The 20,418-nt window shown below is 32.3% G+C and carries 16 protein-coding genes; all 16 read left to right on the top strand.

Annotated features, from left to right (window positions below; translation table 11 throughout):
• The first annotated feature begins 226 nt into the window (after positions 1-226).
• Positions 227-1,570 (top strand): DNA adenine methylase, encoded by a 1,344-nt coding sequence (locus F6U93_RS11350; RefSeq protein WP_150939885.1) that lies wholly within the window; start codon positions 227-229, stop codon positions 1,568-1,570.
• Positions 1,560-2,525, top strand: coding sequence for a DNA adenine methylase (locus F6U93_RS11345; RefSeq protein WP_150939883.1), 966 nt, complete (start codon positions 1,560-1,562; stop codon positions 2,523-2,525). Before F6U93_RS11350 ends, F6U93_RS11345 begins: the two co-directional genes overlap by 11 nt.
• 3 nt (positions 2,526-2,528) lie before the next feature.
• A complete protein-coding gene (locus F6U93_RS11340) occupies positions 2,529-4,097 on the top strand; it encodes an AlwI family type II restriction endonuclease (protein WP_150939882.1) in 1,569 nt (522 codons plus the stop codon).
• Positions 4,098-4,389: 292 nt separating this feature from the next.
• Positions 4,390-5,037 (top strand): hypothetical protein, encoded by a 648-nt coding sequence (locus F6U93_RS11335; RefSeq protein ID WP_150939880.1) that lies wholly within the window; start codon positions 4,390-4,392, stop codon positions 5,035-5,037.
• Positions 5,038-5,171: 134 nt separating this feature from the next.
• Positions 5,172-5,783, top strand: a complete 612-nt coding sequence (locus F6U93_RS11330; RefSeq protein ID WP_150939878.1) for a Crp/Fnr family transcriptional regulator — start codon at positions 5,172-5,174, stop codon at positions 5,781-5,783.
• 74 nt (positions 5,784-5,857) lie between these two features.
• Positions 5,858-6,430, top strand: coding sequence for an Lcl C-terminal domain-containing protein (locus F6U93_RS11325; RefSeq protein WP_068605301.1), 573 nt, complete (start codon positions 5,858-5,860; stop codon positions 6,428-6,430).
• A gap of 42 nt (positions 6,431-6,472) precedes the next feature.
• Entirely contained in the window at positions 6,473-8,908 is a 2,436-nt protein-coding gene (locus F6U93_RS11320) for an arylsulfatase (protein ID WP_150939876.1), read from the top strand.
• A 75-nt stretch (positions 8,909-8,983) separates the two neighbouring features.
• Positions 8,984-9,562, top strand: coding sequence for an outer membrane beta-barrel protein (locus F6U93_RS11315; RefSeq protein WP_068605303.1), 579 nt, complete (start codon positions 8,984-8,986; stop codon positions 9,560-9,562).
• 486 nt (positions 9,563-10,048) lie between these two features.
• Positions 10,049-10,600 (top strand): STM3941 family protein, encoded by a 552-nt coding sequence (locus tag F6U93_RS11310; RefSeq protein ID WP_150939874.1) that lies wholly within the window; start codon positions 10,049-10,051, stop codon positions 10,598-10,600.
• 138 nt (positions 10,601-10,738) lie between these two features.
• Positions 10,739-12,025 (top strand): APC family permease, encoded by a 1,287-nt coding sequence (locus tag F6U93_RS11305; RefSeq protein ID WP_150939871.1) that lies wholly within the window; start codon positions 10,739-10,741, stop codon positions 12,023-12,025.
• Positions 12,026-12,171: 146 nt separating this feature from the next.
• Positions 12,172-13,443 carry a phosphopyruvate hydratase gene (eno, locus tag F6U93_RS11300; protein WP_150939869.1) on the top strand — a complete coding sequence of 424 codons (1,272 nt, stop codon included), beginning with the start codon at positions 12,172-12,174 and terminating at the stop codon, positions 13,441-13,443.
• A 232-nt stretch (positions 13,444-13,675) separates the two neighbouring features.
• Positions 13,676-16,942: a sacsin N-terminal ATP-binding-like domain-containing protein gene (locus F6U93_RS11295; protein ID WP_150939867.1), complete on the top strand. Its 3,267-nt coding sequence runs from the start codon at positions 13,676-13,678 to the stop codon at positions 16,940-16,942.
• A gap of 162 nt (positions 16,943-17,104) precedes the next feature.
• Positions 17,105-17,938: a hypothetical protein gene (locus tag F6U93_RS11290; RefSeq protein WP_150939865.1), complete on the top strand. Its 834-nt coding sequence runs from the start codon at positions 17,105-17,107 to the stop codon at positions 17,936-17,938.
• A gap of 154 nt (positions 17,939-18,092) precedes the next feature.
• The gene (locus F6U93_RS11285; RefSeq protein ID WP_150939863.1) at positions 18,093-18,650 is read left to right on the top strand and encodes a hypothetical protein; all 558 of its coding nucleotides are present in this window, start codon (positions 18,093-18,095) and stop codon (positions 18,648-18,650) included.
• 228 nt (positions 18,651-18,878) lie between these two features.
• On the top strand, positions 18,879-19,511 hold the full coding sequence (locus F6U93_RS11280) for a hypothetical protein (protein ID WP_150939861.1): 633 nt from the start codon (positions 18,879-18,881) through the stop codon (positions 19,509-19,511).
• A 42-nt stretch (positions 19,512-19,553) separates the two neighbouring features.
• The gene (locus F6U93_RS11275) at positions 19,554-20,177 is read left to right on the top strand and encodes a hypothetical protein (protein ID WP_150939859.1); all 624 of its coding nucleotides are present in this window, start codon (positions 19,554-19,556) and stop codon (positions 20,175-20,177) included.
• Positions 20,178-20,418 lie beyond the last annotated feature (241 nt).

Raw genomic sequence — 20,418 nt, 5'->3', positions numbered from 1 at the left:
TAGCACCCTTGGGGGCGCTACTACACATACACCTATTGTTGTAAGTAATGCGGAAATCGAGCTAAACTTGAACATTTGAAATAAAAACGCCAACGCTCAAACAGCACATTTATTTTTTTACCAACGCGAAAAGCCAACGCTGAAAAAAATAAAAGAGCTGTTTTTTTCCCTCGCACACATCTGAATTCTCAAGAATATTTTTATATTTGACAAAAAAAGTCAAATTATGTTGGACACAATAGTTTCAATTGGAGATACCTTAAAAGAAATACGCGAAACAAAAGGTTTTCATCTACAAGAAGTTGCTGATAAAACTTCAATTAACTACACCTCATTAAGCCGAATTGAAACAGGGAAAAGACTTCCAACAAAACCACAAGTACAAAGTTTAGCTCAATTTTATAGTTACAGTGAAAATGACTTGATTAGACAACTAATTAGTGACAAAATAATCTATGAAGTTCAAAATGAGGATTTAGGTCTTGAAGGTTTTCATCTGGCAGAACAAAAATTAAAATATGGATTAAATCTTTTCAATGACTATAAGAATCAAGATAAGTTCCAACTACAAAGTCGCAGATATATTGGAAATAAAGCAAAATTGACAGATTGGATAATGGAAATTATTGAATCTGAAACAGAAGGTAATGGAACATTTATTGACATTTTTTCTGGAACTTCAATTGTAGCAAAATCTGCAATGGAAAAATATAAAACCGTTATTCTAAACGACATACTCTACTCTAACAATGTAACTTATCAAGCATTTTACGGTACATTAAAATGGAATTCTAACAAACTTGTTGAGTTAGCAAATGAATACAATACTTTAAACTCAAAATCTATACGAGAAAACTATTTTTCAAAAAACTTCGGAGGTAAATTTTATGAAAAGGAAATTTCAAAACAAATTGGATACATAAGACAAGATATTGAGAAAAAGAAAAAAAATAATGAACTAAATTCGAGAGAATACGCAATTTTGCTCACTTCTTTAATTTATACAATTGACAGACTTGCAAATACTGTTGGTCACTTTGACGCATATATTAAAAAACCAATTACAAAAAGACCTTTGAATTTTAAATTAATTCAGACTTCTGATTTTAAAGGAGCAAAAATATATCAAGAAGATGCGAATGAATTAGTAAGGAATATTAAAGGTGATATTGCCTATATTGACCCACCATATAATTCAAGACAATACAGTAGATTTTATCATATTTACGAAAATCTTGTACAATGGAAAAAGCCAAAACTATTCGGAGTTGCATTAAAACCTGAACCAGAGAATATGAGCAAATATTGTACTGTTCAAGCAAAAGACACTTTTAAAGATTTAGTAGAAAATTTGGATGTAAAATATTTAGCTGTTTCTTACAATAACACGTATAAATCAAAAAGCAAATCTTCCAAAAACAAAATTACGCTCGAAGAAATAACGGAAATACTTAATAATGTTGGAGAAACTAAAACTTTTGAGCAATCACATACATATTTCAACACAGGAAAAACCGATTTTAACGACCACAAAGAATTTTTATTTCTAACAAAAAAATATGACAAATAAAAACAAAGCATTTCGTTCACCCTTATTTTATGTTGGAGATAAATACAAACTCTATCCAAAAATTAGTAAATATTTTCCTAAAACGATAAATCGTTTTATTGAGCCATTTACTGGTGGAGGTTCTGTTTTCCTTAATGTCAATGCAAACGAATATTTGTTAAACGATATTGACTCAAATGTTATTGAGATTCACAACTTTTTGGAAAGACAGGCTAAAAATCCTGATTTGTTTTTCAAAAATGTATTTGAAATAATTCAAGAATACAAATTATCACATTCATACATAAAAGACATTGTTCCTCAAGAATTGAGAGATAAATGGAAAAAAACTTATTACGCAAAATTCAACAAAGAAGGCTTTAATAAACTTAAAAAAGATTACAATTCTGGTAAGGCAAATTCAACTCTTCATTTGTATGTTCTTTTGATTTATGGCTTTAACCGTATGTTAAGATTTAACTCAAAAGGAGAATATAATCTACCTGTTGGAAATGTTGATTTTAACAAAAACACTTTAACTGCATTAAATAATTATTTTGATTTAATTAAAAAAAAGAATACAACTTTTCACAATTTAGATTTTCTTGACTTTTTTGAAAACATAAATTTTAAAGATGATGATTTCGTATATCTTGACCCACCATATTTGATTACGTTTAGCGAGTATAACAAATTATGGAATCAAGAAACTGAAGAAAGATTACTCAAATTTCTTGAATATTTAGACGAACAAAATATAAATTTTGCAATATCGAATGTAACTCACTATAAAGGAAAAATAAATGAACAGTTTTTAAAATGGAGTGAAAATCATTATTCATTAGATATAAAAAGTAATTACATTAGCTATCACGATAACTCTAATAAAGAGTTTAAAGAGGTTTTAATAACTAACTATCAACCAAATAAATCTGTATCTCAAAAAACAATGAGTGCAACAGAAATCTACACTTAATAAATGGCAAAACAAAGAATAAGAAGAAAGCCAACTCATAAACAAATGGCTTTTGAGACAGCAGTTAGGAATCCAGAAAGATATATTGATATATTAAGTGCTGTTTCTGAATTTGAAGGTACAATACTCAATGATAAAAATCTACTAAAAATAGTTTCAAAACTATATCTAAATGGTATCGTTTCAAGTAACGAAATTGAAATTACTGAAAACACAAAACTTGAAGATATTCAAGACCAAGTTATTGAAGTAAACAGCACACGAAGAGCAGATGGTGGTTTTCCAGCTGGTTACACTTCACGATTTTGGACTTATATGCGAACACCTTCAGAATTAGGTTTTGTTTATGCTCAATACAATGAGCCTTTTAAACTTTCAGCAATTTGTAAAAAATTAATCTCATCAGAAATTGATGAACAAGAGGCTTTTTCAATACAAGCAATAAAATATAATCGTAAAAACCCTTATCGAAACGTAAGTAATGATTTTAACTTTTTCGTGTTTATTTTGAATGTTCTACTTGAATTGAGGAAAAATGGAAAATCTTTAAGCTACGACCAATTCATTGTAGCAATGTTTAGCAAAAATGGTAATGTAAAAGAGTTTCTAACATTATTAGAAAATAATAAGTTTAAAGATTATGATGCTGTCTTTGATTTTGTAAAAAACGAATACAAAGTCAACACGAAGTTTAAGACTATTACGCAAGATTATCCAGATGTTGTACGTAGAGTTTTTATAATTTCAGGTTTTATTTCTATCCGATTTACTGGTAAAAAACTAATTCAAATTAACGAAAGTAAACTCACATATATAGAAAAACTTTTGAAGTTTGATTTCAAATTAAGTGAGGAAGAAAAATCAGTTGCAATTAAATATTTTGATAAACTTAACACTCAAAATGACGAATTGTTTGAACTGATAACTTCATTTAGAAAAGAAGACGTTATTGACGGAGAGCAATATGTCAACAAAATTTACAGTATAATTGAAGATTACGGAATTAACGAAGAAATAATTGTTGAGAGTATTGAGAAAATCGGAACAAGGAGAACAGTTATTGATGAGTTTAAAGAAATTCCAGAACCTTTAAAATTAGAGTTTTTTATTTCAATTCTAATCGCACTAAAATATGGAAAAGAATATGCTATTAGACCAAATTATAAAGCCGACCATATTGGAAAACCATATTCTCACGCACCTGGAAACAAAGGAGACATAGAGATTTTCTCTAAAGAATTATATTGGTTGATAGAAGTAACATTAATCAGAAATAAAACCCAACAATTAAATCACGAAACTGCAAATGTTATCAGACATTTGTATTCAAATGAGGAGTTTGATGATAGGTTAATAAAATATTTATCATTTGTAGCACCAACAATTCATCAAGACGTCCGAGAATTCTTTGACTTTTCAATTGTAAGAGGTAAGTCAAACGAATATGATGTGAGTATTAAACCGTACGATTTGAAAGAGTTTGTAGATATAACTATGGTTAGTGATAATTTTGACGATATGAGAAATTACACAAACAATGTGATTGAAAATTTTAAAAATAATCTGAATTAAGCCAACGCTCAAAGCCATACACATTCGCAATTCGCCACAGCCAACGCTAAACCCAAAATTGCAAAAGAGTATGTCTTGCCAACGCTCACATTTGAACTAAATAACAAACACCGGAAAATCAAACTGAATGGAAAAAGCACTACTTACAACAACGTATATAAAAAATAGCGGTTTAGTCGCTTAATCGAATGAAATTGAATAAATTATAGGTCAGTTATAAACCGAAAAGTTAGAGCTTAAAAACCCGCTACTTTTCATATACAAGACCGTTGTACGCAAGCTGTGAAAATCTATGAAAACCATTAAATTCTTCATTCTTTTTATATTATTTAGCCAAGTTTCATTTGGACAAAATAACTGTGGAGATTTTAAAAATTACGAGGAATCTCAAAAGTGGATTAAAGGAATCAAACAGTTAAATCTTGAAGAACGAAAAAACAAAATCTTCGACAGAATTAAATGTGAGCAAGAATCGGAACAAATTGAAATTGACTTTTGGCTTACAATAATTATAGATGGTGGAATTTTTTCAACGGCAAATGACATTGCAAAAGAACAAATTGAAAATTTGAAATTAATTCCAGCTGAAAGTATTGACATTACGCAATCTCTGTGTGAATCAGATGGAATTTATCCTGAAAAATGCAATCTTGGCTTTGTTCTTATAAATCGTCCTGAAAAACCTGTGCTTAACGAAATAACTGAATTCAAAAACATCCGAATAAAAAGAAGGAAAGGAAAAATAATTATCAAATTGGAATCGGAAACTGAGGACGACATTGAATTTGAATTAAACCATTTACTAAAAGGACATAGTACAACTCTCTTTGTTAATACCGAATTGAAAAAAGGAAATAACAGATTTGTTTTTAAAAGGAGTAATAACTTGCAACTTGTCGAAACAGAAATAAACGGAAAGAAATTAATTATGATAATATAAAAGCCAGCGTACAACACCGTATAAAATTAATTGCTAGTGCAAGCCTACTTACGAAAATCCTCGCGGATTTTCTATTCGGTTTGTATTTGCTAAATTAGGTGCTTAAATCACGCAACTAATCTTATACAATCACGTTGGCGTGCATTGAAAAACAATACAACAAAATGACATTTTCACAATCAGAAATACGAGACTTATTAATAAAATTCTATCCCTATTTACAAGAAAAGGAAGTTAAAATATTATTATCGATATCCACCTATAAAGTTTTTAAAAGCAAGGAAACTATCCTAAAAAGTGGAAGAAAGGATAAAAGATTCTTTATCACTCTAAAAGGTTCAGCACGATCCTTCACTATAATTAATGGAGTAGAACTAAATTGTCATTTACGTTCGGAAGGTTTCCTTATGGGAGATGCAAGATCATTTGGAGACGATCAGGTTTCACTATTAGATACTGAGGCGATCACTGACTGTCATGTACTTATTTTTGATATGGGAGAATTGGAAGAAATAGCATTTGAAACCCCAAAAATGATGACATTCTACTTAAATCTCATGAAGGAAATTATTCTTGTTTTTTCTCATCGCATACATACATTCGTAACCATGAACGCAGCAGAGCGCTATGACGATTTAATGAAGTGGAATCCTCTTTATCTGAAATCGACTTACGACAAACATCTTGCAAGTTTCTTAGGCGTTACTCCATTAACATTTCATCGTGTTAAGAATAAAAACAGCTAAGCACACATATCAAATGATATTTCTATCTCGAAGGAATAAACATATCTTTGAACAAATTTTTAACAAAATTCATTATGAAGAAAATAATCTTATTTACCTTAATATTAAGTTCACAATTTTTATTCCAATCATGTGATAAAGAAGAGGCAGAACCTCCTCTTCCAACTTTGGCTATTGGTGATTTTCACGAAGGTGGAGTAATTTTCCATCTTGATGAATCTGGAGAACATGGATTAGTTTGTGCAGTATTAGATCAGGGTTTTGATATAGAATGGGGATGTCCTTCATTGCTTAATTTTGGAGCCAAGGGTCTGGAAATCGGAACAGGTGCTCAAAATACTTTAGACATTATTACTGCTTGTAACACTACTGGCATAGCTGCTGATCTATGCGATAAACTTAATCATAATGGATATAAAGATTGGTTTCTACCAAGTAGGGATGAGTTGGACTCACTATATCAGCATAGAGATATAGTGGAAGAAACATGCCTTGAAAATAATGGAGGATACCTTCATGCAGATGAATACTGGTCATCTTCACATTATTTAGATAACACTGTTTGGATTCAAAGTTTTGGTGCCGGAAATCAGTCAAGCGAATTAAAAGACAAAAAGAATTACGTTCGGGCTATTAGAACGTTCTAAAACAAAAAATCAATATTTTATAATCATAGAAATAAAAATCAAATGAAAAAACAAAAACTACTTTTAAGAACACTATTCAAATTAATAACTTTTACGTTGTTAATTGTAGGAATTACCAGCTGCAACAGTAGCACAGAGAAAGATAAAGCAAATAGCTCGACTCCAAAATTCAAGGGCAAAATCGCTCTTGATGTTCGAGACTCAGAATCGGACTGGTCAGCTTACACCCCAAAATCGGCTCCCAAAGGGGCTCCAAATATTTTGTTTATACTTTACGATGACACAGGTTTAGGTGCATGGTCTCCTTATGGTGGAGCTATTAATATGCCTACAATGGATAAATTGGCAGCAAACGGATTAACATATACTCAATGGCATACTACAGCCCTGTGTTCGCCTACTCGTTCCACAATTCAGACAGGTAGAAATCATCACCTAAATGGTATGGCAGCCATTACAGAAACTGCAGACGGATTCCCAGGTGCAAATGGTAGAATGGGCGCTGAAGTAACACCACTTTCAAAAATCTTACAAGACAATGGGTATAGCACATTTTGGATTGGGAAAAACCATAATGTGCCTGAGCAAGATGTAGCATCAGGTGGTAGTAAAAAACAATGGCCATTACAAATGGGTTGGGATAGGTTTTACGGATTCATTGGAGGGGAAACAAACCAATGGTATCCAGATTTAATTGAAGACAACCACTTTGTTGATAAAGAATTTGAAGAAGGCTACCATCTTTCTAAAGATTTAGCAGATCACGCTTTGGGAATGATTCGCGACCAACAGGCTACAAACCCTTCAAAACCTTGGTACATGTGGTACAATCCTGGAGCAAATCATGCGCCTCACCATGCACCAAAAGACTATATAGCAAAATATAAAGGCAAGTTTGATGCCGGTTATGATGCTTACAGAGAATGGGTTACTGAACGTATGATTGAAAAAGAAATCTTGCCAGAAGGAACCGTAAATACTCCAATGAACCCAATGCGTGAAGATATGGCAGAAGCCATTGATAATGTACGCCCTTGGGATTCTTTAAACGATGATGAAAAGAAATTATTCGCAAAAATGGCCGAAGTTTATGCTGCTTTTTCAGAATACACTGATGCTCAAGTTGGTAGAGTAATTGACTACCTAGAAGCAAGTGGACAATTAGCAAACACTATCGTTCTTTATGCTGCCGATAATGGCGCATCTGGAGAAGGTAGTCCAAATGGTTCCGTTAACGAAAATAAATTCTTCAATAATTTTCCAGACGAATTAGAAGAGAACATGAAGTATCTTGATGTGTTAGGTGGACCAGAAACCTATGAGCATTATCCAACAGGTTGGGCATCTGCATTTTCTGCACCCTTTAAAATGTTTAAGCGTTATTCGCAATATGCAGGGGGAACTAATGACCCATTAGTTATCTCATGGCCAAAAGGAATTAAAGCAAGAGGCGAAATTAGAAATCAATACCACCACTCGGTAGATATTGTGCCTACATTGCTTGAAGCAATTGGTTTGGAAATGCCAGAGGAATATAATGGTGTTAAACAAGTTCCTTTATCAGGAGTTTCAATGGCTTATACTTTCGATGCTAAACCAAACGACCCAACTCAGAAAAAAGTACAGTATTTTGCAATGTTAGGTTCTCGCGGTATATGGAAAGAGGGATGGAAAGCAGCAGCAATACATGCTCCACTTTCAGGAAGAAGTAATTTTGATAAAGATGATTGGGAATTATACCATGTAGATGTGGATAGGTCAGAATCGAAGGATTTAGCAAAAGAAAATCCAGAAAAATTGCAGGAATTAATTGATGCTTGGTTTGTTGAGGCAGAAAAAAACAATGTTTTACCTCTTGATGACAGAAGTGCGGCTGAAATTATTGGAATTGAAAGACCATCGCAAGAACCTGCAAGAGACCGATATGTTTATTATCCTTTTGCAGCACCCGTACCAGAGGGTAATGCTGTAAATGTTAGAGGTCGTTCTTATAAAATATTGGCTAATGTAGAAATTACAGATAAAACATCAGGGGTAGTTTTTGCACATGGTTCACGTTTTGGAGGACACTCTTTATTTATCAAGAATAATAAACTGTATTATGTATATAATTTCTTAGGAATTAAACCAGAGCAAGTTTTTGAATCTTCAATAAAACTTAAGCCCGGTAAGCATACTATTGGTATGGAATTCAAGAAAGATAAAGCAGGAGATAAAGGTGAATCAATTGGTAACACTACACTTTATATTGATGGGAAAGCAGTTGCCGAAGGCGCTATGAGAACACAACCTGCTAAGTTTACTCTATCTGGAGATGGCTTATGTATTGGTTACGATAGCGGTGATGCCGTGAGCGAGTTGTATCCGTCAGATAGTAAGTTTGCTAATGGAACAATTGATTTTGTAGGTGTAACTGTTGAAGGTACGCCATATGTAAACTTAGAGGCTGAAGCAAAACGTACTTTGATGAGTCATTAATAATAATTAATATTAAGTAAATACCTAACAGACGTTAAAAAACTGTTAGGTATTTATTTGAAAAAAAATCACAATATGTTATATATAAAAAAAACATTAATTACATTTCTCTTGTTTATAATTGAAGTGATTACAGTGAATGCTCAAGAAAAAAACTTTGGAGTTACTGTAGGTTTTACAAGTATTAATTTTAAAAATAAGCTAGAGATTTTAGGTGAAAAAATAACTGATTCTGAATCTTTTGAAGGTTTTTATATTGGTATATTTAAAGAATTTAATTTAGCCGATGAATTATTATTACACCCAGAACTACAAGTTGCCTTTTATAATGGATCAGGAACCGATTGGGAAGACACCAATTTAACCGATATTATTTTACCTGTATTGTTACAATATAATTTTGCAGGTGATTTTAGTGTTTTAGTAGGTCCTAGGTTTGATTATCTAATCACTTCGGATGATGTTATACAGTTTAATGAATTTGGGTTGGGGTTTGAATTAGGTGCTCAATACGAAATTAGTCCGAGTTTCTTTGTGAATTTACGTGCTTCACTTGGTTTGACGGATAGAGTAGAAAGTACAGGTACTATGATTGATGAGTATGTTAGTAGTAAATCTCAAACAGCTAATTTAAGTTTAGGCTATAGGTTTTAATTAAGAGTATTAACATATTGTTTTCACTTATAACACTAAAAGCAATAGGGATAGCAGTTCTATTTTTACTTTTAACTCCAGAAAATGGAACTTTACAAGAAATTAATGGAGTCATAAAATCAAAAAATTCAACTATTTATTTTGAAGTTTTCGGGTTCGAAAACACACTCTTTAATGGACAGATACATTCAAATTAAATGATTGTATCATTGATAGTATCAGGAATGAAGTGTTGAATAAACTCCTTATATAAATTTAGAAGCGGAAACAAAACATTCGTTGATGAGTCATTAATTAAGTTTAAATATGTTGGTCAATAAAAAACAACGACACGCCAACAATGTATATAAAAAATAGCGGTTTTGGTGCTAGCTTAAATCGCTATTGCTTTTAAATAAGTATATTGCTTTCCGAAAGTTGGTGAGTTTTAACTCACTACTTTTCATATACTAGACCGTTGTAGTGCATTAAAAAAAACCGAGGTAAATGAATGAAAATATTGAAATTCCATTGAGCAAAAACAAGATTATATTATTGTTTGTTGGAGCTTTAATATTTGTAATATTAGGACTTTGGTTTGCTATCGACCCTGAAAATTTTAAGGTTTCCATATTTCGTTACAGAAGTGCTGAATTGATAAAAATAATCGGAATTATTAGTGTTGCTTTTTTTGGAGTTTGTTCCTTTTTTATTTTTAAAAAAGTATTTGACAAAAAACCTGGATTAATAATTGACAAAAATGGAATTACTGACAACTCAAACTCAACGAGTATCGGATTAGTAAAGTGGACTGATATTATTGGAATTAGAGTATTAGAAGTAGTTAACCAAAAGTTCGTTATGATAGACGTTTCTAATCCTGAACATTATATTGAGCTTAAAAAAAACGGAATTGGAAAAATGGCTATGAAAGCGAATTATAAAAAATATGGTTCACCAATAAGTATAACCGCCAATTCATTAAAATCTGATTTTAAGGAAGTTCGAGCAATAATTGAAAAACAATACGAAAAAAACGCACTACAACACCGGCTATAGTTCATTGCTTCTGACTTTCCTCGCGGAAAGTCCTCGCTAATTTGCTATCTTCGGTTTACGGCGGAAAATCCTCGCGGATTTTCACGCAACGAAACCATAGCCAAACACGTTGGGCACAATTTGAGAAACCAATACCAAATGAATGAAAAAATAAGTCTAAAAGATGCTATATCTATCGGAATTGGTGGAATGGTTGGTGGTGGAATTTTTGCGGTTTTAGGTCTTGCGGTTTCATTGGCTAAAGGCGGAACACCTGTGGCATTTTTATTTGCTGGGATAATTGCTTTTCTAACGGCATATTCTTATGCTAAGCTTTCAAAAAAATATCCCGAAAATGGAGGAACTGTAAGGTTTGTGCACCAACAATATGGAAACGGAATTTTTGCGGGCGGAATTAACAACCTGCTTTGGATAAGTTATATAGTTATGTTAGCCCTTTATTCTTCCGCTTTTGGTTCATATGGTGCAGAATTGATTTCTTTTACTGGAACTAAAGAAATAGATACTCGAATTTTTCAAAGTTCAATAATTGTAATTGCTTTATCAATTAATTATTTGAGTGTTAAACTTGTCGGCGAAATAGAATCAATCGCTGTTATCCTGAAAATCATTATTTTAGTTGGATTTATTGGCATAGGTTTGTATGGGGTTTCGCTACATCCAGAAAATCTTGGACAGTTATCACCAAATAATTGGGAAAATCCGATTTTAATACTTTCAGGTGGTATGGTCATTTTTGTAGCCTACGAAGGTTTTGAATTAATAGCCAACTCTATTTCCGATTTAAAAAACAAAGAGAAAAATACAGAAAAAGCATATTTTGGTGCAGTCGGTTTTGTAGTTATTTTGTATATCTTAATAGCTATCGTAACAGTAGGTGCGTTACCTTTTAAAGAAATTGCAAATGCCCAAGACTATGTTTTAGCGAAAGCAGCTGAACCAACATTAGGGCAAATCGGATTTACAATTATAACCATTACTGCAATGATTTCTACATTTTCGGCAATTAACGCAACTGTATTGGGAAGTGGAAGAGTTAACTACGATATTGCTGAAGATAAAGAATTACCACAATATTTTACTCATAAATTTTGGGGTAAACCAATAGGCTTACTTATAACTGTAATTTTATCCATCACCTTGGTAAACTCATTTAATTTACAGAGTATATCGACTGCTGGAAGTGCTGGATTTCTTTTGATTTTTGCTATAGTCAATTTTATCGGTTTTAAAAGACACCAAGAATTAGAATCTAAAAAATGGATTCATCTAGCAGCAACCATACTTTGTGCATTAGCATTTATGACTTTAATAATCCAACAATTTTCTGAAAACAAAATCGGAGTATTGACTGCATTGGGAATTATTTTATTTTGTTTCTTATTAGAATATGCATACAAAAAAACTGTGCCCAACACCGTATAAAATTAATTGCTAAGTGCAAGCTTATCTACGAAAATCCTGTGGGTTTCCTAGTTGTTTTGTACTTGTAAAATTTGTTTCTTTATCATCGCAACTAATCTTATACATCAACGTTAGCAAACATTTTAAACTCTTAACTTTTAATCCTTATGAATTCAATAATTAAATCCATTTCCGCATTAGAAATTTTAGACTCAAGAGGAAACCCAACCGTTAGGACATATGTAACCCTTGAGGATGGGACTAAATCGGTTGCATCTGTCCCTTCTGGAGCCTCTACTGGTCAAAATGAAGCTATTGAGCTTCGGGATAATGAAAAACGTTACAATGGTACAGGGGTACAAAATGCTGTCAATAATGTTAATACTGAAATTGCGAACGCCCTAATAGGTAAAAATGCATCCGACCAAAAACTAATCGATTATACAATGATCGAGTTGGACGGTACAGACAACAAATCTCGCCTTGGTGCAAATGCAATTTTAGGAGTCTCCATGGCTGTTGCTAAGGCTGCTGCCGAATCTGCTAACCTCCCTTTATATTCCTATTTAGGTGGAACAAATGCTGTCCGCATACCAGTTCCTTGTATGAATATACTGAACGGTGGTGAACACGCTGATAATAGTGTAGACTTTCAAGAGTTTATGTTAGTTCCTCATGGAGCACCTACTTTTAAAGAAGGTTTACGATATGTTGCAGAAACTTTTCACACACTTAAAGGCATCCTGAAAAATAAAGGAATGGCAACAAGTGTAGGAGATGAAGGAGGTTTTGCTCCAAATTGTTCCAGTAATGAAGAAGCGATAGAATTAATCATTGAAGCAATACAAAAAGCAAATTACAAACCTGGCATAGATCTATCGATTGCAATAGATAGTGCCGCTAATTCTTTTTCTCCAAATTTAGATGGCAATTATGATTTATCTTGGTCAGGCCTTGGGAAAATGAAAACTGTAGACCTTCTAGAAAAAAGTGCCGAATGGATAGAGAAATATCCAATAATTCTTTGGGAAGATCCTGTTTCCGAAGGAGACTGGGACGGTTATGTAGATTTCACTAAACGTTTTGGAAATAAAATTGAAGTTGTAGGTGATGATAATTTTGTAACAAACACAAAATACATAAAGAAAGGAATTGAATTAGGCGCTTGTAATTCAGCCCTGATAAAATTAAACCAAATTGGAACAGTGACCGAATCGATTGAAGCAGTAAGAATGTGTAGAGAAGCTGGATGGAGATATTTCCTCTCTCATAGATCAGGAGAAACCGAAGATACATTCCTAGCTGATTTTGCTGTTGCAATGGATGGAGGACACTTAAAAACTGGTTCCGCTTGTCGTGGTGAACGTATTGCTAAATACAATAGGTTACTTGAAATAGAACATGAACTTAAAGGTAGATCAGAATATCGGTGGAAATAAAATAAACGATTTGCTAACACGGTATATAGCCAATAGGGCATTGGAGGTTAGGATTGAATATTACTTTTAGAAACACCGCCAAATCGTTGATTTGGTTTTTAACAATGACTAATTTAAAATCTAAATAAACGATTTGGCTAAGTACGAAATCGAAAGTTCAAACTTTCAATAGCCCTACTAGCCATATACGAAACCGTTGGCACTCATTAAAAAACGTTAAAGCATATAAACAATGACAGGATATCTAGAAACCGTTCAGAAAAGCAAGAATTACAATAACTACAAACTAACGGCTGACAAGGTTATCCAAATCTTATCAGACGTAAGAAACGAAAGAACTAAATCCCGAAGAAGATGGATTTGGGAGTTAATGCAAAATGCAAAGGACGTCCCAAACATTTATGGCGGTGTTACTATTGAAATAACTCTAAGAGAGAATGAATTCATTTTCAGTCATAATGGAAACCCTTTTCGAGTAGAAAATATTACAGGACTAATCCAACAAGTAAGTTCAGGGAAACCTTCTGATAGCACAAACAAGAGAATAACAGGTAAGTTTGGAACAGGTTTTATAAGCACTCATTTACTTTCTGATACGGTAACAGTGAAGGGTATTGTTGAACAGGATGGCCTATTACCAAAAACTTTTCAATTTGAACTAAATAGAAAAGCTGAAAAATCAGAAGACTTAATAACCTTTATTGCCGATGAACTTGACAAAATTGAGAAAATAGAAGATGAATTACTTTTCCCAACAAAGCACAACTACCACTCACAACGAAAAGAAACAGATTTCGATACTGTTTTTATTTATCCATTAGAAAACCCTGAATCAAGAGAAGCTGCTGTAGTTGGAGTTGATGACCTTGCTTCAACACTTCCTCAGACACTTTTCTTTGTTGAGGAACTTAAAAAGGTTATTATTCATAATGAAATAACAGGAAAGCAAATTACTTATGAATTATTTGAAAACAATAACGAAGGTGATTTCTACTTTCCGGTTATAAAGGAAACAATAAATGAAAAAACACAAGATTTATGTTTCATTCATTATAAAGACGATAAAATTGATTTAGCTATCCCGATTAACAATCATACAGAAAGAAGCATTAAGATTATAGAGAAATCAGCAAGGCTTTATCGTGATTTCCCACTAGTTGGAACAGAGCACTTCTATTTTCCATTTATCCTTAATGGTCTAAGTTTTTTCCCAACTGAAAAAAGAGATAGTGTTTTGCTAACCGACACAACAAGCAATAAAGTATTAGTTAATCGTGACATTTTTATTCACGCAATTAATAAATCTCAATTATTTGTAGAATGGCTTAAAACAAACAACGCTATAAATTTAAGTTTAATAGCTCAAAGCCGAATTCCAACCGCATTAACAGAACTAGAAGTAATTAATTGGTTTAAAGAAAATATTCAAAAACCATATAGACACCATCTTATTGAACAAGAAATAGTAGAAACGACTTCTGGAAAAATAAAAATCAAGGACGCTGTAATTCCTAAATATGCAGGAACGAAAGAACAAAATGAGCAATTTTGGGAAATACTGAATAGTTATTTTGGTGGTGACACGATTTGCAGAAAAGAGCATTTAGGTTCTTGGCAAGACAATTTGGGAATTGAATCTGAAATTGAGACTTGGGGACAAAAGGTTTTTTATACAGTTGAAGATTTACTGAATGAAATTCAGTCCAAAACAAACCTTGAAAGCATTGCTATTCAAGGAAGTCAACAAACAAATATTCAATGGCTAAACTCTGTGTATAAATTTTTAATTGACAACGAGCTTATTAAGCATTTTAAGGAATATAAAATAATTCCAACAATTAAGGGAACTCTAAAATCCTTGAATGATGACTTGTACATTGAAAAGGAGACTAAAATACCGAATGAATTTATTTCAATTTTTAAAAACCTAAAGAACGAAGATTGGAATGACATCCTAATTCACAGAGAGTTAATTGCTATAGACAATTCCCACGCTTCGAAGAAAGTAAAGGATATTTCTGATGAAATAAACAAAATCCTTAATTCTGAAGAAAAGAATCAATTCGGTCAAGTTCAAAGCACTTACATTGACAGAGCAAATGCAGAAAATATATTGCTTGACATTCTAAGCATTTCAGCCTCTTCTTCAATTGATTCATTTCAATCTAAGCTCTTCAATTCAGCTAAAGTGTTTTTTAAATCAGAAAAGCAACCCATAGTAATTAATGGTGTTTCTGAATTCAATTTCAATCCAGCCAAGCGACAACTTATTAAATTACTTCATAAGAAAATTGAAGTAGCTAAAAACCTATCAAATTTACTAGTTGAAAACTCAGAAAAATGGCTACTCAACCATTTGTTATTGCTTCAAGAAAGTACAGAGTTTAAAACATTACTCGAATTCGGAAACATAATTCCAAATCGTAAAGGTGAATTCTGTGCATTCGTGAATGAGGTTTTTGCTTACGGAACGAATGAAAGTCCATTAGATGATGATTTAATAGAAATCCTATATGAACTCAATAATGAAGAAGATTGGGACAAACATTTAATTAACGATTATTTCAGAAGCCTAAAATTGCCTGCTAAAACCATTGAAGCACTGGCAACTAAACTTAAGGATGAACTAGAAAAACTAAGATTGGAAAACACATTCTCTACAAAGAGTAGTGCTATTCTAAAATTGATACATTGGTGTTCAGACTACAATAACCGTTTTGTTTCTGCTAAGCATTTTGATTGGTTCCTTTCACAAAAGGATAAAATATTTGTAAATATATCTCTTGAAGACTCAGAGGTAGGTGGAAATATCGTGAAACTCTTAACAAACAAGGAAAAACTTAATGACTTGGTGGCATTAGCCGAATCGGGGATAAATTTGTCACAACTTTCAGATATTGCCGAGATTGCAAAATCAATAAGTATAGAAGAAATTAAGAGCCTTTCTCAACAACTTAAAGATGAGAGAGATGATTTTGAGTTTAAGAAAAAGATTGGTGAAGCTGTGGAGAAAGCATTCATTGAGGCATTTGAATCGTTGAACCTTCCCTATAAAATCACCTACCAAGGAATTGGCTCTCAGGATGTAGTAATTACAAACAATACTAACAACAAGTCATTCTATATAGAACTTAAGTCCTTATCCCCAACAAATTGGGATAAAAGCTTGAAACTTGCTGTTTCTCAGGCTAGAAAAGCAGTCGAGCAAATTCAAGAAGAAAATTACGTTGTATCTGTCTTAATCAGACCGTCAAATTGGGAAACTGCCACAGCTGAATTCATTAAAGAGAATCTTAATAATCAATTCAACATTGGAAAATTACTTACTGCTGTTGTTCAGAAAGACAAGGCATTTGAACAGCTACTTAATACTTCAAACGAAGTTGATCTCGCTTTTGAAGATACTAGAAGGAAAGTTAGAGTCGCTGAAAATCTTTGGCGTAGTAATGGTCATTCATTTTCAGCACTAATTGAGAAATTGAATGGTTATTTAAAATAAAAACGAGTGCCAACAATGGGTAAAAAACATAGGGCAGACAGTACTTTTCGTAAGTTTAGGGCTCTTAATAAGCTTATTTTCAAGAGGAAAGTGAAGTGCTCTGAAATGCCCTACGTTTCATACCCGAGACCGTTACCCACAAGCTAACCAGACCAAGAAACTATGGCATTAAATAGAGACAATTTCACAGCCAAAACAGTAGATATACTTGCTAAAAGAGTTGGATATTTATGTTCAAATCCTAATTGCCGAAAAGCTACAGTCGGACCAAATACAGCGAAAGACAAAGCTACAATTGTTGGAGTTGCTGCACACATAACAGCAGCTTCGTCAGGAGGTCCGAGATATGACGGAACATTAACGACTGAACAAAGAAAAGATATTGACAACGGAATTTGGCTTTGTGTAAATTGTTCGACAGTTATTGACAAAGACCCAAATGCTTTTCCAATTGAAATGCTAAATGAATGGAAAGAATTTTCAGAAAATGAAATGAATAAGCAATTATTGGGAATTGAATTAAAAACAGAAAGACCATTTATAGAAGCCGACCTCATTTGGTCAAATAGCCAGAGGTGGAATAAAGGGTATAGTTATAAGAATAAAGAACTTTATGGGAATGTAATTGTTCTTGGAGAAAATAAACCAATAATCATTTGGAATTTGGTTTGGAACTTTAAAATAGCACTTTACAATAATTCAAGGTTTCCCGCTTTCAATGTAAAAATTGAGCAAGTTGCTGGAACAAATTTTAGCTCAATAGATTCCCTATCTAAAATAAATAATTTACCACCTTATGCTGATTTGGAATTAAGAGCAAGTTTTGAGGACTATTTAGAAGGAACTCATCTTGAGGCAGACGAATTAATAAAACCTAAAGTACCCGATATCATTCAAGGGCTTCAAATGAAATTGACATATAATGATGAAAATGGAACAGAACACGCAACTATTTTCACAATAAACGGAGACGAATTTAATAACGAACGAGCATAAAGCCAGTGGGTAACACCGTATATAATTTATTGCTAGTTCCAGCCTACTTACGAAAATCTTAGCGGATTTTCTATTTGGTTTTTATTTGCTAAATTAGGTACTTAAACCACGCAACAAACCATATACATCAACGTTGGCAACAAGCTGAAAAAAAATGACGTCTGAAAAATATAACACTTTAGGAAAAGGAACTGCGGTAATTTCGTTCATAATCGGAGCATTGATTTTCGGAATTTACTTTCTGACCTCAAACAGCGATTTGTTGTTTATCGGATACGGATTTATAGTTCTTGCAGGAATTGTAAATTTGGTAATTTTAATAGCAATTTTAACTAAATCAAATTCGGACTCAACCAATCGCAAAAGACTTTTAAAAACAAGCGGATTGATGCTGATTAACCTACCAATAATGTTCCTTTTCATTTGGTTCTCGCTAATATTAATTGGGAATATGAGAATTACGTTCACAAACGGAACTAATAACAAACTGACTGATATTAAAATAGTCGGTTGTGAAACAGAACACATCGCAGAACTTGAACCGAATGAAAGTAAAACTGTTTGGGTTGGAATTACTGGAGATTGCTCAATAAACTTGGAATATTTAGAAAACGGAGAAATTAAAAAAGAAATGGTTGCTGGATATGTGACAAGCGGAATGGGACAAAAAATAAATCACAAAATTGATGGAAAAGATAAAGACAAATTATAAAATAAGCCAGTTGCCAACAACGTATATAACTCATAGCTAGCAAGTTGATTAATCGAAGTTAAGGCATATTTGGAAAGTCGCCAAATTTTTAAATTTGACGATTTCCAATAAAAAAGATAAATAGTAAAGTTTAAAAATCTGGCTTGTGCTTAATCCGAAAATAATTTTATAATTTGCACGCTACGAGCCATATACAAAACCGTTGTACACCATTATAAAAAAATAAAATTGAGCAAAGAAAAGGAAGATAACAAAGAACTATCAAATTCACTCGTTGAAACAATTTCAAGTTCTGATTTGACTAATATTGGAAAAGATATTCTTGAAATCGGAGTTGATAGAATATTAGCAGATGGTCTTTTAAAGGAAATTCCAGTAATAAATGTTGCTACTGGATTTTGGAAAACTGGAATTGCAATACGAGATTATAGATTTATAACAAAACTTCTTCATTTTTTAAACGAATCTTCCAAGCTTACTCTAAAGCAAAGAGAAGAAATTATAAATAAGCTTGAAGACGACAAATATCAATCAGAAGCTGGAGAGAAATTAATTTCTATAATTGACAATTTAGAAACAAAATCAAAAGCTAAATTAATAGGAAAAGCAATATGTCTTTTTGGGAATGATATAATATCACGTGATGAATTTTGGAGAATTTCATTCATTATAGAAAAACTACCAACATCTGACATTAATGCCCTGAAAAATTGGAAAGCAACCGATTTAAACAAAGTTGAACATACTAGAAAGCATCTTTATATGTCTGTTGGTTTAGGGTGGTTTGTACTCGATATGTCATCTACTGGATTTGTATGGACAGAAAGGCTTTGCGAAATTATATCTGAACATTTAATATAAAACAATTGTGTATAACGTTGTTGTACAACATTTGACAAAACCATGAAAATTTTAAAAAACATTATAACAATCGTAGTTGAAATTGCAATAATTATTTTAGGTCTTATTTGGTATTTAAGGACTAAAGAAGAAGAGCCTTTAATTGTTATGATTAGTTCTGGCGGATTTTTAGTAGTAAGTATTTTGACAAAAATATTTGACAAAACAGAAAAACCGAGGCCAAAAGTAGTTTTTCACAGAAAAAAGAATTTTTCAATGCGTGGACCTTTAGGTTATACTGCAAATAATCCGAGAGTTATAAGAGTTGGAATTGACAAAGTTGAACAATATTGGTACCTGGATTGGACATATACTTTGGAGATTAGAAATAACTCTTCTGTAACTGCTTATAATTATCTGATTGAATATGAAAATAAACCAGACAAAACTGAATTAAAAGGCGAAATTGGAAAAATTCAACCAATTAAACCGGATGATAAATTTGAATTCACTTTTAAATTGACACAGAATGTGATTGGAAATCATTTGGATGCGGATAGATATCTAAAAGAAAACGCTAATATATTATTAAAGGATATGAAGATAATTTCAAAATATCAAGATGAATTTGGAAAATCATTCAAAACCGAATATGATTGGATAAATGACAATAATAAATTTGAATAAAAAACGGTGTACAACACCGTATAAAATTAATGTGGGTTTTTAGTTTTTTCCTCAAAATTTTAGGCTTGTTTACTATGTCACTTATACTTATTTAATTATTTTTAGGTCGACAAGATAAAAACACAAAATAAGTATAAGCTCAGTGGCTCGGCTGACAATTTAATCATTGTCTACCTCCCACACTAATCTTATACAAAACCGTTGGCAAACATTTTTAACCTAATACATTTTTAAAACTATG

Source organism: Pseudotamlana haliotis (genome assembly GCF_008806375.1).
Lineage (GTDB): Bacteria > Bacteroidota > Bacteroidia > Flavobacteriales > Flavobacteriaceae > Pseudotamlana > Pseudotamlana haliotis.
The sequence above is the reverse complement of the archived record's forward strand: the minus strand, read 5'-3'. Positions and strand labels throughout refer to the sequence as shown.

What these genes read in the sequence shown, in the direction of transcription:
- F6U93_RS11290 (WP_150939865.1), top strand. Translation starts at nt 17,105, where the DNA reads ATGGCATTAAATAGAGACAATTTCACAGCCAAAACAGTAGATATACTT.
- F6U93_RS11285 (WP_150939863.1), top strand. Translation starts at nt 18,093, where the DNA reads ATGACGTCTGAAAAATATAACACTTTAGGAAAAGGAACTGCGGTAATT.
- F6U93_RS11335 (WP_150939880.1), top strand. Translation starts at nt 4,390, where the DNA reads ATGAAAACCATTAAATTCTTCATTCTTTTTATATTATTTAGCCAAGTT.
- F6U93_RS11340 (WP_150939882.1), top strand. Translation starts at nt 2,529, where the DNA reads ATGGCAAAACAAAGAATAAGAAGAAAGCCAACTCATAAACAAATGGCT.
- F6U93_RS11350 (WP_150939885.1), top strand. Translation starts at nt 227, where the DNA reads ATGTTGGACACAATAGTTTCAATTGGAGATACCTTAAAAGAAATACGC.
- F6U93_RS11305 (WP_150939871.1), top strand. Translation starts at nt 10,739, where the DNA reads ATGAATGAAAAAATAAGTCTAAAAGATGCTATATCTATCGGAATTGGT.
- F6U93_RS11315 (WP_068605303.1), top strand. Translation starts at nt 8,984, where the DNA reads ATGTTATATATAAAAAAAACATTAATTACATTTCTCTTGTTTATAATT.
- F6U93_RS11325 (WP_068605301.1), top strand. Translation starts at nt 5,858, where the DNA reads ATGAAGAAAATAATCTTATTTACCTTAATATTAAGTTCACAATTTTTA.
- F6U93_RS11310 (WP_150939874.1), top strand. Translation starts at nt 10,049, where the DNA reads ATGAATGAAAATATTGAAATTCCATTGAGCAAAAACAAGATTATATTA.
- F6U93_RS11345 (WP_150939883.1), top strand. Translation starts at nt 1,560, where the DNA reads ATGACAAATAAAAACAAAGCATTTCGTTCACCCTTATTTTATGTTGGA.
- F6U93_RS11295 (WP_150939867.1), top strand. Translation starts at nt 13,676, where the DNA reads ATGACAGGATATCTAGAAACCGTTCAGAAAAGCAAGAATTACAATAAC.
- F6U93_RS11320 (WP_150939876.1), top strand. Translation starts at nt 6,473, where the DNA reads ATGAAAAAACAAAAACTACTTTTAAGAACACTATTCAAATTAATAACT.
- eno (WP_150939869.1), top strand. Translation starts at nt 12,172, where the DNA reads ATGAATTCAATAATTAAATCCATTTCCGCATTAGAAATTTTAGACTCA.
- F6U93_RS11275 (WP_150939859.1), top strand. Translation starts at nt 19,554, where the DNA reads ATGAAAATTTTAAAAAACATTATAACAATCGTAGTTGAAATTGCAATA.